The following is a 13,490-nucleotide window of genomic DNA, read 5'->3' as shown; positions in this document are numbered from 1 at the left end:
GGAGAAGAAGGAATCGGCGCTTCGCGCCAACGAACGCATCGCAGCGAGCACCAATATTCGAGAGACAGGAAACCCTTTCACGCGCGAAATCTCCGCGCCTCCGCGCCTCCGCGCGAACAAATTTCTTCTGTTTCCGCTCAGTAGAGCAAATACCTCGTCCGCACCTCTTCCCACGCCGCCTCGTCCGGCGCCGCGAGCGCATCCAGATCGCCAGCCACAGCCGCCGCATCGTCCACCCATTCCCGCAGCCCAGGCCCGCCATTGATCACATCGATCGCCAGCTTGTCGAAGACATATTCGTAGGGGAAATCACGCCACAGATCGTAGTCTGGATAAAGCCGCCGGATCGCCTTGAAGCCCAGGGCCTGCAGCCGCCACGGCTTGAACCCTGCGTGATCATATCCCGCGCCCTCGGCATGGATGAACACGCCCGAGCAGAGCGTGCCGACATGCTTGTGGAACGTCGGCTGAAACCAGATGTCGCGCAATGTGCACCCGGCCAGCCATTCGGGCGCGAACCGCCGCATCTCGGCAATCACTCCCTTCGCGTCCACATCGGGGGCGCCAAACAATTCGAGGGGGCGCGTGGTGCCGCGTCCTTCGGAGAGCGTCGTCCCCTCCAGCATCACCGTCCCGGCATAAGCCCGCGCCATGTTGACGTTCGCGGCATTGGGGCTCGGATTGATCCAGACGCGCTCGGGCGGCCAGCCATATCCGGGCCCGGCCTCAGGCTGCCACCCCTCCATCTCGATCACGCGATAGTCCACGTCGAGCTTGAAGTGATCGATGAACCACGCGCCCATCTCGCCCAGCGTCATCCCGTGTCGCATCGGCATCGGCCCTGCACCGACAAAGCTTTCCCAGCCGGGCAGCAGCGTCAGTCCCTCGATCGGCCTCCCCGCGGGATTGGGCCGATCCAGCACCCACACGCGCTTGCCATGCTTCGCCGCGGCTTCGAGCACATAGAGCAGGGTCGTCACAAAGGTGTAGATGCGGCAGCCCACGTCCTGCAGGTCGATCAGGATCGTGTCGAACGTCCCCATCGATTGCCCGCTCGGCCGCCGCACTTCGCCATACAGGCTGAAGACGGGCATGCCATAGGTCGGATCGGTGAAGTCCGGCGACTCCATCATATTGTCCTGCAAGTCCCCGCGCACGCCGTGCTGCGGCCCGAACACCGCCGAGACCTTGAGCCCCGCCCCCATCAGCGCATCGAGCGAGTGCGTCAGATCCTCCGTCACCGAGGCGGGATGCGCCAGCAGCGCGACGCGCTGGCCCTTGAGCCGATCGAGAAGCGCTGGGTCGGCAAGCAGCCGGTCGATACCGAATTTCATGGAAAGCGAGGTGCCGGGAGTTCCAGCGCGAAGCAAGCCGGATCATGGAAATCGGGCGCTCCTGGTGGGTGGGCGAGCGCCCAGTATGATTTGGTGCCGTCCAGTTCCTCGATCACGGCGGAGAGGCCGATTTGCCAATTCCCAGGCGGAAGTCGGCCTAAGTCGATTGTCACCCGAACCCCATAGTCGAGCCGCTCGATCGCGGGCGCGTCGATTGCTAGGTCCGACATTCCCGTCCGGTAATCTTCGAGGCGGTATGCCGCCCATTGCGTGGAGGGCGAAAAGTTGAATTCGAAATATTCGAGGCCACCGGCGGGCTGGACGAACAGCTCGAAACACGTGTGCTCCCACAGGCCGTCGGCTCGCTTCGACACAGCTTGTGCTACCATTACTGCGTCGCCGATCACTCGATAGGTGAGCATGCATTTGTCGCGCGACAACGCCGCCGTCACTGCGACGGATTCGATATCCTTAGGCGGCAACGCGGGATGATAGTGAAGCTGTCGAAGAGCGCCCTGTGGCGAGCGCGCGCCAGCCAACCCGCCTTCGACAGGCTCAGGCTGAGCGGAGGAAGGTAAAGGCTCTCCACCCATTCCCCGCTCACCCTGAGCTTGTCGAAGGGTCCTCTCGAATCTTTCCCGCCCATCAATCCAGGGCCCCGACCGATTCCGCGCGAGCTCAGAAATCCTCTCCCAGTCCCCGGCAATCAGCGCTTCCTTCTTCGCCCGACTCCAGCCCTTGATCCGGCGCTCCATTGCAAATGCCTCGTCGCGCGTTGGAGCATCTCCGCACCAGACCAGTTCCACCGGGCGGGGATCATGCGTATAGCCAGGGATCGTCCCCCGCGCGTGCTGCGCCATACGGACTTCGAGATCGTCGGTATGGCCAGCGTAGTAACTGCCATCGCGGCAGCGGAGCATGTAAGCGTAAAAGGCCAAGTGTGGCTCCGGATCGAGAAGGCCCTTCGACAAGCTCAGGGCGAGCGGATCGGGGCATATCCTATCCATCAACACCCGATTTGTCGAAACCATAAACTCCCCCGCTCATCCTGAGCGACTCTCCCGCTCATCCTGAGCGACACCCCCGCTCATCCTGAGCTTGTCGAAGGATTATCTCGCCCCTTGCAATGTAGGATTTCCCCTGCTTGGCTGAGCCGGTCGGCACCCCCGGCCCGCTCTTTGAAATCGTCGGTTCGAAACCCCCATGCCCAGTGCGACCATTTGAACCATTCGCGACGCTCGCATCGCCCCTGGCCTAAACTTCGCCTAAACTTCCGCCCCCCGCGAAACCATCGCTATAGTGTGACCCAAGTGTGACCTTTGCCGCCCCAGCACGGGGATGACGCGGCCGCCCACCTCCGCTAGACGCGCCACACCATGACCGAATACCAATCCGATCTGCTCCGCCTGCTCTCCTCGCGTGGCTATATCCACCAGGTGACCGACGCGGCCGCACTCGATGCGCTCGCGGCGAAGCAGATCGTGCCGGCCTATATCGGCTTCGATCCCACCGCGCCTTCGCTCCATGTCGGCAGCCTCGTCCAGATCATGCTGCTGCGCCGGCTCCAGCAAAGCGGCCACAAGCCGATCGTGCTGATGGGCGGCGGCACCGGCAAGGTCGGGGATCCGAGCTTCAAGGACGAAGCGCGCAAGCTGATGACCGAGGAAGTGATCGCCGGCAACATCGCCTCGATCAAGACCGTGTTCGAGAAGTTCCTGACCTTCGGCGACGGCCCCACCGACGCGATCATGCTGGACAATGCCGAATGGCTCGATGCGCTCGAATATCTCCCCTTCCTGCGCGACTACGGCCAGCATTTCTCGGTAAATCGGATGCTGAGCTTCGATTCGGTCAAGCTGCGGCTCGACCGCGAGCAATCGCTCAGCTTCCTCGAATTCAATTACATGATCCTCCAGGCCTATGACTTCCTTGAGCTCTCGCGTCGGCACGCCTGCCGCCTCCAGCTCGGCGGGTCGGACCAATGGGGCAATATCGTCAACGGCATCGAGCTTTCCCGCCGCGTGGACGGCACCGAGGTGTTCGGCGTCACCACGCCGCTGATCACCACCGCAGACGGCGGCAAGATGGGCAAGACCATGTCGGGCGCGGTCTGGCTCAACCCGGAGCAGCTCTCGCATTACGATTACTGGCAGTTCTGGCGGAACACTGATGATCGCGACGTCGGCAGGTTCCTGCGGCTGTTCACCGATCTCCCGCTGGGCGAGATTGCCCGGCTCGAAGCGCTCGAAGGCGCCGAGATCAATGAGGCCAAGAAGATCCTCGCCAACGAAGCGACCACGATGTGCCGCGGAGCCGCGGGCGCCGAGGAAGCTGCGGAGACCGCGCGCCGCACGTTCGAGGAGGGATCGGCGGGCGAAGCGCTTCCCAGCTTCGCCGTGGCGGGCGGCAGCATCGGGGTGGTCGATGCCCTGGTCAATCTGGGCCTGTGCGCATCGAAAGGCGAAGCCCGGCGGCTGATCAAGGGTGGCGGAGCGCGGGTGGATGGCGAAAGAGTCGATGACGAGGCGCTTGCGATCACGGTCTCGGCGCCCGTCCGGATATCGGCCGGCAAGAAGCATCATGGCCTGCTGACGCCCGCCTGACTGCGTAACTGCGTGGTAAAGCGCCATTAAACACTATTATTGCACCATCCTTCACGCGGCCCGTTCCATATCGACGGGCAACCCCCGAGTAGACAGGGGGCGTGAGTGAGGTGGGGATGAGCAGTCTGGCTTTCGCCGATGTGCGGCGATCCGATCGCGACGAGGTACATTACCGCGCCCGGGCATTCGGCCCCGACGCGAGGCTCCACGAGTTCGTCGTCGTCAACCTGTCGCCGCACGGCCTGATGGCGCGCTGCGAGCGTACTTTCGAAGTCGGCGATCGGGTGCGCATCCAATTGCCGGTGGGCGTCGTGGTGGCCGAAATTCGCTGGTCGCTGGGCGGCCGCCTTGGCGCACAGTTCGAAACCGCGATCGATCTGGCGAGCTATTACGAGCTGATCGCCACCCTGGTTCGCGGCAGGTAGTTCAGCCCGAGCGCAACAAGCCGACCGCCGCATCGCGTTCGAACAGGTAAAGCGCCAGCCGCGCCGCCTGCCCCCGCTCTCCCCGCAATCCCCCGTCGCGGTCGATCAGCAATCGCGCATCGTCATTGGCCATGCCGATCAGCTCGGCGAACTTCTCCGGCGGGGCCAGCCGGAACTGCTGCTCGCCCGATTGCCTGGTCCCCAGCATCTCCCCCGCGCCGCGCAGGCGCAAATCCTCCTCGGCGATGCGGAAGCCGTCATTGGTCTCCCGCATCAGCCCCAGCCTGGCCCTCGAAGTCTCGCTGAGCGTGTTGCCGCGCAGCAGCAGGCACACCGATCGCCCGCTCCCCCGCCCCACGCGCCCGCGCAACTGGTGGAGCTGGGCCAGCCCGAAGCGGTCGGCATGCTCGATCACGATCAGCGTGGCATTGGGCACATCGACGCCGACTTCGATCACCGTAGTGGCGACGAGCGCGCCCAGCTCGCCCGCCGCGAATCTCGCCATGACCAGATCCTTCTCCGGCCCCTTCATCCGCCCGTGGACCAGCCCGACCTTCTCTCCGAAGCGCTCGCGAAGCGAAGCGGCACGAGCCTCGGCGGCCGCCAGGTCGGATTTCTCGCTCTCCTCGACCAGCGGACAAACCCAATAGGCTTGCCCACCGCTCTCCAGATGCCGCCCCAGTCCGTCCACGACTTCGCCAAATCGATCTTCGGAAACGACGCGCGTCTCGATCGGCTGCCGCCCCGGCGGCATCTCGTCGAGCCGGCTGACGTCCATTTCCCCATATTGCGCAAGCGTGAGCGTGCGCGGGATCGGGGTGGCGGTCATCACCAGCAGATGCGGCGGGCGTTCGGCCTTGGCCTGGAGCATCATTCGCTGGGCGACCCCGAAGCGGTGCTGCTCGTCGACGACCACCAGCCCCAAATCCTTGTACGTCACGCCCTCCTGAAAGATCGCGTGCGTGCCGATCAGGATATCGATCTGGCGCGAGGCCACCCCCATCAGCGTCGCCTCGCGCACCCGGCCCTTGTCGCGCCCGGTGAGGATCGCAATCCGCACATCCAGGCCCGCGAGCATTCGGCTGAGCGTCTCGTAATGCTGGCGCGCGAGGATTTCGGTCGGAGCCAGCAGCGCACCCTGCGCGCCCGCCTCCGCCGCGATCAGCAGCGCCACCGTCGCCACCAGCGTCTTGCCGGATCCGACATCGCCCTGCAGCAGCCGCAGCATCGGCTGCACCTGCGCCAGATCGCCTTCGATCTCGCTTAGGGTCCGCGATTGCGCCCCGGTCGGCGTGTAGGGCAGCTTCAGTGCGTCGCGAAGCCGGCCATCGCCCCGCAGCGGCCGCCCGCGCTTCGATCGCGCCTCCCCGCGGACCAACATCAGCGCAAGCTGGTTGGCGAACACCTCGTCATAGGCAAGCCGTTCGCGCGCCGCGGCGTCGGCGGGATCGGAGTGGATGCGCGCCAGCGCCTCGCGCCAGCCGGGCCAGCCGTGGCGGTCCTTCAGGCTGGGCTCGGTCCATTCCGGAAGGTCGGGCGCACGCTCGATCGCCTGCGCAGCCATCGCCCCGATCCGCTTCGAAGTGATCCCTTCCGAGCAAGGATAGATCGCCTCGCGCCCGCCATCCTGCGCATCCTCCGGGGCGGCGACTTCGGGATGAACGATCTGCAATTCCTGACCATATTGCTCGAGCTTGCCCGAGACCCAGCGCTTCTCGTTCAGCGGCAGCAATTTCTTCGCCCAGCCCGAATTGCCCCCGAAAAAAACCAGGCTGACAAAATTGCCATGCGCATCCACTGCCTGCACCCGCGCGGGGGCTCTAACGCTGCCGCCAAAGCGATAGCTCATCGCTGTCAACGGGATCGCGATGATCAGGCCCACGTCCGACTGCGCCAATTCGTCGCGTGGCGCCCGATCGATCCAGCCCGTCGGTAAGTGGAAGGCGACGTCCACCACGCGCCCCAGCCCCAGTCGCTCGAGCGGCTTGGCCAGAGCCGGACCGATGCCCTTGAGCGCGGTCACCTCCGCGAAGAGTGGATTGAGAATTTCGGGCCGCATGACTAAGGGCGCTCTACACCCAGCCGACGGACGCTCAAAGCGCCGCCGGCCAATTTGCGTTGGAAAGCCAGTGGACCGCGAGACTCATTTGAAGCGCCTGCGTTTCCGCGCCTGCCACCGGGGGATCAAGGAGGCGGACCTGTTGGTCGGCGGATTCTTCGATCGCTACTCCGATGGATGGGACGAAGCGGAACGGCTGTTGTTCGAAGAACTGCTCGAGGAGCAGGACGTGGATATCCTGGCTTGGGCAATGGGAACGCTGCCAGTGCCCGCGCGCTATGCCGGGACCCTGATGACTGACCTGCAGACACTGACTTACGTGCCCATCGCTAAATAATGCCCGAACTGAAAACCATTCTTTCCGCGACCAGGCCGCTCACGCTTGCCGGCACCCCCTCCGGCTTTTTGCCCTGGATGCTGGCGGATCTCGCGCGAGCCGCGGGCACCGCTGTGTTCATCGCGCCCGACGAGGCGGCAATGCGGGCGGTGGCCAGCACCGCGCCGTTCTTTGCGCCCGAGCTGGAAGTGCTGAGCTATCCCGCCTGGGATTGCCTTCCCTATGACCGCGCCAGCCCCACGCTGCGCGTGATGTCCGAGCGGCTGGCGACGCTGCATGCGATGCAGTCGAAGCCCGACAGACCTCGTCTGCTCGTCACCACCGCCAACGCCGCAACTCAGCGCACACTGACGCCGTTCCGCATTCGCCAGCTGGTCGCCCGCCTCGCCCCTGGCGAGCGTATCGGCCTCGATAAGCTCGCATCGCTGCTTCAGGCCAATGGCTATGTCCGCCTCGACACCGTCAACGATCACGGCGAGTTCGCGGTGCGCGGCGGGCTGGTCGATTTGTTTCCCAGCGGCGCCGCCCAAGCACTGCGCCTTGATTTCTTCGGCGACGAGATCGAGAGCGTGCGCACCTTCGATCCACAGGACCAGCGCACCACCGGGCGTGTCGATGGCTTCACGCTCCTGCCGGCATCGGAAGCGCTGCTCGACCAGGAAAGCATCAAGCGCTTCCGCGCGCGATATCGCGAAAAATTTGGCGCGAACGCGACGAGCGATCCGCTCTATCAGGCAATCAGCGACGGCCGCCGTCTGGCGGGCATGGAGCATTGGCTGCCCCTGTTCGAAGACCGGCTGGAAACGCTGTTCGATCACTTGCCCGAAGCCAGCGTGATCGTCCGCGACGTTGGCACGACCGGGGCGGGCCAGCAGCGATTCGACGCGATCGCTGATTATCAGCAAAACCGAGTTCGCGCCCAATCCTCGGACCCCGGCAGCTATCGCCCGCTCGACACCACCGCACTCTATCTGGCCCCCGAGGAATGGGAAAAGGCCCAGGAGGCCGTCCCGGTTCATACCGCGACGCCCTTCCACGAGCCCGAGAGCAAGACCGTGCTCGACTTCAATGTCGACGGCCCCCGCGATTTCACGCCCGAGCGCGCCGCCAGCACCAACGTATATGAGGCGGTCGTACAGCATCTCGCCAAGCTGAAGCGCGCGGGCCAGAAGCGCGTGCTGGCGAGCTATTCGATCGGCGCACGCGAGCGCCTGTCGGGACTGCTCACCGATCACGGGCTAAAGGACGCGCACCTCGCCGAGAGCTGGCAGGCGGCGCTCGGCCTCGCGGACGATGGCGTTGCGCTCATCGTCCTCCCGCTCGATCACGGTTTCACCGCGCCGCAGGTGGCTGTTCTCACCGAGCAGGACATGCTGGGCGATCGTCTCATCCGCCGCACCAAGCGCAAGAAATCTGCCGACGCGTTCCTCAACGAGCTGGCGACGCTCACGCCCGGAGACCTTGTCGTGCATGTCGATCACGGTATCGGCCGATATGAGGGGCTTACCCAGATTCCGGTGCAGAAAGCGCCCCACGATTGCGTCCAGCTCACTTATGCCGGCGGCGACAAGCTCTTCGTGCCCGTCGAGAATCTGGAGGTCCTGAGCCGCTACGGGTCGGGTGAGGAAGGCGCAACTCTCGACCGGCTGGGCGGCGAAGCGTGGCAGCGGCGCAAATCGAAGATGAAGGAGCGCATCCGCGAGATCGCGGGTGAGCTGATCGCGACAGCGGCGCGTCGCGCTGTCCGTCCCGGCGAAGTGCTCGAGCCGGATGCCGGCGGCTACCCGGCGTTCGTCGATCGCTTCCCTTATGAGGAAACCGACGATCAGGACCGGGCGATCGGCGACGTGCTGGAGGATTTGGCGGCGGGCCGCCCGATGGACCGGCTCATCGTCGGCGATGTCGGTTTCGGCAAGACCGAAGTGGCGCTCCGCGCCGCCTTCGTCGCGGCGATGGCGGGCATGCAGGTAGTGCTCGTCTGCCCGACAACGCTTTTGGCCCGCCAGCACCACCGCAATTTCGTCGAGCGCTTTCAGGGTTTCCCGATCGAGATCGGACGCCTCTCGCGCCTCGTCCCCGCCGCCGAAGCCAAGGCGAACAAGGAGAAGCTGGCCGATGGCAAGCTCGACATCGTTATCGGCACCCACGCGCTGCTTTCCAAGAGCGTCGATTTCAAGCGGCTTGGGCTGGTTATCGTCGATGAGGAACAACGGTTCGGCGTCACGCACAAGGAGCGGCTCAAGGCGCTGAAGGCCGACGTTCACGTCCTCACCCTCACTGCCACTCCGATCCCCCGCACCCTGCAAATGGCGATGTCGGGATTGCGCGAGCTTTCGGTGATCCAGACGCCCCCGGTCGATCGCCTCGCAGTGCGCACCTATGTCATTCCGTGGGACCCGGTCGTTCTCCGGGAGGCATTGCTGCGCGAGCATTATCGCGGCGGCCAGGCTTATTTCGTCACCCCACGCATTTCCGATCTGCCCGATATCGAGGATTTCCTGCGCAACCAGGTCCCCGAGATCACTTATGTGATCGCGCATGGGCAAATGGCCCCGACCGAAGTCGAAGAGCGCATGTCGGCCTTTTACGACCGCCGCTATGACCTGCTGGTCTCCACCACGATCATCGAATCCGGCCTCGATATCCCCAGCGCCAACACGATGATCATCAACCGTGCCGACAAGTTCGGCCTGGCCCAGCTCTACCAGCTTCGCGGGCGCGTCGGGCGGGCCAAGACGCGGGCCTATGCCTATCTCACCACTCCGCCCGAGCGGCAGATGACCGAGACCGCGACCAAGCGCTTGAAGGTGCTCTCCGACCTCGAATCGCTGGGCGCGGGTTTCCAGCTCGCATCCCATGATCTCGATATTCGCGGCGCCGGCAATCTGCTCGGCGACGAGCAGTCGGGCCACATCAAGGAAGTCGGCTACGAACTCTACCAGGCCATGCTCGAAGAAGCGATCATGGACGCCAAGGCCGGCGGAATCCGCGAGGAATTGCGCCCCAAGGACCTGTCGCCCTCGATCAACGTCGATGCGCCGATCCTCATCCCCGAGGATTATGTGCCCGATCTCGATCTGCGCATGGGTCTGTATCGCCGCCTCAACGAAGTCGAGGACACCGACGGCATCGAGAGCTTCGCCGCGGAGATGATCGACCGGTTCGGAAAGCTGCCGGATGCGACCGAGAACTTACTCCGCCTGATCGAAACCAAGCTAAACGCCAAGAAGGCCTGTATCGCGAAGCTCGACACCGGGCCGAAGGGCGCGCTGGTGACCTTCCATGACGACAAATTCCCCAATATCGACGGCCTGCTCGCTTATGTGGAAAGGCTGGACGGCACGGCAAGGCTTCGACCCGACATGAAGCTGGTCGTATCCCGCGAGTGGAATAACCCGCGTGCGAGGCTAAACGCCGCGCTCCAGATTTCGCGCGGGCTAGCCAAGGCTGCGGGCTAGAAGTTCCTGTCTAGCCAAGTGACGATCGCAGACTGCAGCGCGATCCTGTGATCATTGTAGCTGTGATCGGTCACAAACTTCAGCCTTGTCGGCGCAGGACCGCCAGCAGCTTCGATAGCATCGGCCGCCGCGGCGTCCGACGGACCGTTGCCGTCGTCGGAACTGACGATCAGCGCGCGCCGGCCCGCCATCTTCGCCGCACGCGTCTTCCAGTCCCACGCCGCGCGATTGGCGACGATCTCACCCGCCATCTCGTCGAACGTCATGTTGGTATAGCTGATATCGTCGGCAAAGGCCGCCTCGGCGCCCGGGCGCTTCGCCGGGTCGTCGAGAAAGCGCGCCCATCCACCGATATCGGCTGCGGAAATGACGACGAAGCCCGCCACTTCAGGATCCTCACCAATCATCACCGCGTCGAACCCGCCCATGCTGTGGCCGAGCACTACAATCTTGCGCGCGTCGATACGATATTTGGCAGCATTTTCGGGCCAGCGCAGCCAGGCGAGTGCCGCGCGGGCATCCTCGATCGTGTGCGCGAAGCTGAACTTGCCCGGCGCACCCCAGACGCCGCGATAATGGATCGCCAGCACGTTCCAACCGGCACGCTGCATCGCACGGGCCAGGTCGAGGTTGAGCTCGGTGCCCGGAAACCCGTGCAGCAGGAGCACGGTTCCGTGATTGCCGTCCCCCGCGGCCAGGAAAAGCCGTGCGGGTACGGCAACGCCCCCCGTGGGATACCGTACCTGTTCCAGCTTGGCCGGATGAGCCTTATCAGCAGGCGGATCAGCGCCCACCGCGGATTGCCCGTGTGCCAAAGGGCTGGCGAGCAGCATTGCGACAACAAGAATCGGCCGGATCATTTTATTGCCCTCCCATCACCTGCCAGAAGCATTTCTTCTTCCTCGGCCTCGAGTTCCTCGGTGCTGAACTGCTCGCGTTCCATTGAAAAATTGCCGACGAGCCAATCGACGCTCCAGCTTCCATCGACCTGCTTGCCCTGGCCATCGATCCGCCCGGAATAGCGGACCGCATGCTTCCAGCGCCCGCTATATTGCTTGACGAAAAAGAGCGCCTGCCCCGTGCGGCGCCCGGCGATCGAAGCCCGGCGAATACCTCCGTGGCCTTCGTCATCAGGTTCGGTGATGGTTCCGGTAAACGCGCCCGCCGATTCCTCGATCATCGCGATGAAACTGTTTTCCTGCGGGTCCGAGCGGCTGACATAGCGCCCATACCAGACGCCGCTCAGATCGTGCGGGTCACTCATCCGGCGCGCGCGACCAGTTGCGCCAGCGCCGGCACGTCGATCGGCTCCGAGCAGAGAAAACCCTGGAAATACTGGCAGCCTTCCTTGGCCAGCAAATCGAGCTGTACCTGTGTCTCGACGCCCTCGGCGATTACGGCGAGTCCCAGCGACCGCGCCATGTCGATCACCCCGCGCACCACCACCCGATCGCGCGCGCTGCCCGCAATGTCTTGGCTCAGCCGTTTGTCGATCTTGAGATAATCCAGCGGCAGCGCCTTGAGGTAGGCGAGGCTCGAATAGCCCGTGCCGAAATCGTCGATTGCGACACGGCATTTGGCGCTGCGCAGTTCGTTGAGCAGGCGTGACGCCTCGCTCAGATCGGCCATGATCCCGCTTTCGGTGATCTCGACGGTCAGTCGCGCGCGCGGAAAGCCGCTCGCGTCGATGCGGCCGAGCAGGCTGTCGGCAAAACCCGCGCGGGCGACATCGGCGGCGGTGACGTTGATCGACAGGCGCAATTTGCCCAGCGACGAGGGCCAGTTGGCGGCAGCGGATAGCGCACGCCGCTGGACGTGATCGCTGAGCGTCGCCTCCAGCCCGGCGCGCTCGGCGGCCGCGAACATCGTCTCAGGGCCCACTTCACCGAATTCGGGATGCTGCCAGCGGGCCAGCGCTTCCACGCCGACGATCTGCCCTGTGGCGATCGCGACCTGCGGCTGAAAGAGCACGCCGATCTCGCTGCGCTCCAGAGCGCGATGAAGGCTTGCGACCAGGGCGTCGAGCGGCGGCGCGCCGATTTCGCGCGGCGCACCGTCCCCCAACAAGGTCTCGCTCGCGCGGCGGAGCAAAGTGGAGGCATTATCTTCCGGTCCACTTTCAGCGCTGGCCAGTCGCGCGCCCAGCGGCGCGATTGCGCCCCCGGCCACGAAGGGCCGGGATAGCGCCTCTTCTAGCTTCGCCAGCGCCGCCCCTAGTCCAGCGGTATCGGTATCGTCGGTGGCGACCAGGAATTCCGATCCGCCGATCCGCGCGACGATCGCGGTCTTGCCCAACGCCTCGCGCGCGACTTCGGCGACCCGGCGCGATACCGCGCGCAGCAATTCGTCTCCCGCCGTGCGGCCATAAGCGGTATTGACGGTCTCGAAGCGGGAAAGGCCGACCAGGATAGCTCCAATCCTTCGGCCCTCGCCCAAGCGCCGATCGATCCAGCGCCGCGCGCTCGGGCCATCCCGCGCACCGGTCAGCGCGTCGCGCACTGCGGCGCTGGCATCCGGCGCCACGCCGAGCGCCTCGACCAGCGCGTGCAATCTCCCGGTCCGCGCATCATATTGCAGATGCTGCACAACACGGCCGACGCCGGGCAAATCGTGCGCGAATGCCGTCGAGCCCAGCGCTTCGCCAAGCCGCCGCAGCGCCGACCTCGCCAGCTGGCGGTCGGCGGCGTCGAGCTTGCGATACAGCGCCCGTATGCCGGGAGCTTCGGGAAGAGCGAGCAGCATCGCGAGCCCTGGCGTTAGCTGAAGCGACTTGAGCTCCGGATCGTAGCGCCAGCCCAGCGGCTCGGCGGAGGCCCCCGCCTGTCCGCTCCACCCGGCCAGCCGCTCGACATGACGCAAGGCAAATCGGATCGCATGCGCCATCGCCGCCGATGACATCGGGCTCGACAGGTAATGCGTCGCCCCGGCATCGTAGAAATGGCGCATATGCACCGCGTCGCTCTGCGAGACGAGGATCAACATCGCCGCGCCATGCGCTGCGATCGGGCCGCCCAGGATCTTGGCGGCTTCCAGCCCGTCGCTGAGCGCGCCGCGCGCGTCGATCACTGCGACCGCCGCCCCGCTGCCGATGAAGCGCCGCTCCAGCCCCTCGCTGCGCCGGGCGGCCACAACCCGCCAGCCGCCTCCGGCGGCCGCCGCGGCGACTTCGTCGCGCTGGCGGAAGGAAAGCACGAACACGGGCGCCTCTTGCGAGGGTGCATGGGCGGCATCGATCACTGTGAAATCGTCGGACATTCGCTCCTCGATAGCGTGA

10 protein-coding genes are annotated in these 13,490 nt (G+C 65.0%); 4 read left to right on the top strand and 6 right to left on the bottom strand.

Features of this window, described 5'->3' with window-relative positions:
- Positions 1-137 precede the first annotated feature (137 nt).
- A complete protein-coding gene (locus VF617_RS00945) occupies positions 138-1,334 on the bottom strand; it encodes a DUF1343 domain-containing protein (protein ID WP_331012979.1) in 1,197 nt (398 codons plus the stop codon).
- On the bottom strand, positions 1,331-2,365 hold the full coding sequence (locus VF617_RS00940; protein ID WP_331012978.1) for a GIY-YIG nuclease family protein: 1,035 nt from the start codon (positions 2,363-2,365) through the stop codon (positions 1,331-1,333). The genes VF617_RS00945 and VF617_RS00940 overlap by 4 nt, the downstream gene beginning before the upstream one ends.
- Positions 2,366-2,710: 345 nt before the next feature.
- Here VF617_RS00940 and tyrS point away from each other — a divergent pair, with 345 nt between their 5' ends.
- Positions 2,711-3,937, top strand: coding sequence for a tyrosine--tRNA ligase (gene tyrS, locus VF617_RS00935; RefSeq protein WP_331012977.1), 1,227 nt, complete (start codon positions 2,711-2,713; stop codon positions 3,935-3,937).
- Positions 3,938-4,053: 116 nt separating this feature from the next.
- Positions 4,054-4,362: a PilZ domain-containing protein gene (locus tag VF617_RS00930; RefSeq protein WP_331012976.1), complete on the top strand. Its 309-nt coding sequence runs from the start codon at positions 4,054-4,056 to the stop codon at positions 4,360-4,362.
- Between the two features lies 1 nt (position 4,363).
- On the opposite strand, the gene recG is transcribed toward VF617_RS00930, so the two are convergent.
- Entirely contained in the window at positions 4,364-6,421 is a 2,058-nt protein-coding gene (gene recG, locus VF617_RS00925) for an ATP-dependent DNA helicase RecG (protein WP_331012975.1), read from the bottom strand.
- Positions 6,422-6,491: 70 nt separating this feature from the next.
- On the opposite strand from recG, the gene VF617_RS00920 reads away from it, so the two are divergent.
- Together VF617_RS00920 and mfd are read left to right on the top strand one after the other, a co-directional pair.
- Positions 6,492-6,758 (top strand): succinate dehydrogenase assembly factor 2, encoded by a 267-nt coding sequence (locus tag VF617_RS00920; RefSeq protein ID WP_331012974.1) that lies wholly within the window; start codon positions 6,492-6,494, stop codon positions 6,756-6,758.
- Positions 6,758-10,216, top strand: a complete 3,459-nt coding sequence (gene mfd, locus VF617_RS00915) for a transcription-repair coupling factor (protein ID WP_331012973.1) — start codon at positions 6,758-6,760, stop codon at positions 10,214-10,216. Before VF617_RS00920 ends, mfd begins: the two co-directional genes overlap by 1 nt.
- Here the strand turns inward: mfd and VF617_RS00910 are convergent.
- The 3 genes from VF617_RS00910 to VF617_RS00900 are packed head-to-tail and all read right to left on the bottom strand — an operon-like array spanning position 10,213 to position 13,471.
- Positions 10,213-11,076: an alpha/beta hydrolase gene (locus VF617_RS00910; RefSeq protein WP_331012972.1), complete on the bottom strand. Its 864-nt coding sequence runs from the start codon at positions 11,074-11,076 to the stop codon at positions 10,213-10,215. The two genes, mfd and VF617_RS00910, sit on opposite strands and share 4 nt — an antisense overlap.
- Positions 11,073-11,480, bottom strand: a complete 408-nt coding sequence (locus VF617_RS00905; protein WP_331012971.1) for a hypothetical protein — start codon at positions 11,478-11,480, stop codon at positions 11,073-11,075. Before VF617_RS00905 ends, VF617_RS00910 begins: the two co-directional genes overlap by 4 nt.
- A complete protein-coding gene (locus VF617_RS00900) occupies positions 11,477-13,471 on the bottom strand; it encodes a bifunctional diguanylate cyclase/phosphodiesterase (RefSeq protein ID WP_331012970.1) in 1,995 nt (664 codons plus the stop codon). The genes VF617_RS00905 and VF617_RS00900 overlap by 4 nt, the downstream gene beginning before the upstream one ends.
- Positions 13,472-13,490: the final 19 nt, after the last annotated feature.

This window comes from Sphingomonas sp., assembly GCF_036388215.1.
In the GTDB taxonomy this organism is placed as follows: domain Bacteria; phylum Pseudomonadota; class Alphaproteobacteria; order Sphingomonadales; family Sphingomonadaceae; genus Sphingomonas.
Note: the sequence above shows the minus strand (reverse complement) of the source record. Positions and strands in the feature narration are given on the sequence as shown.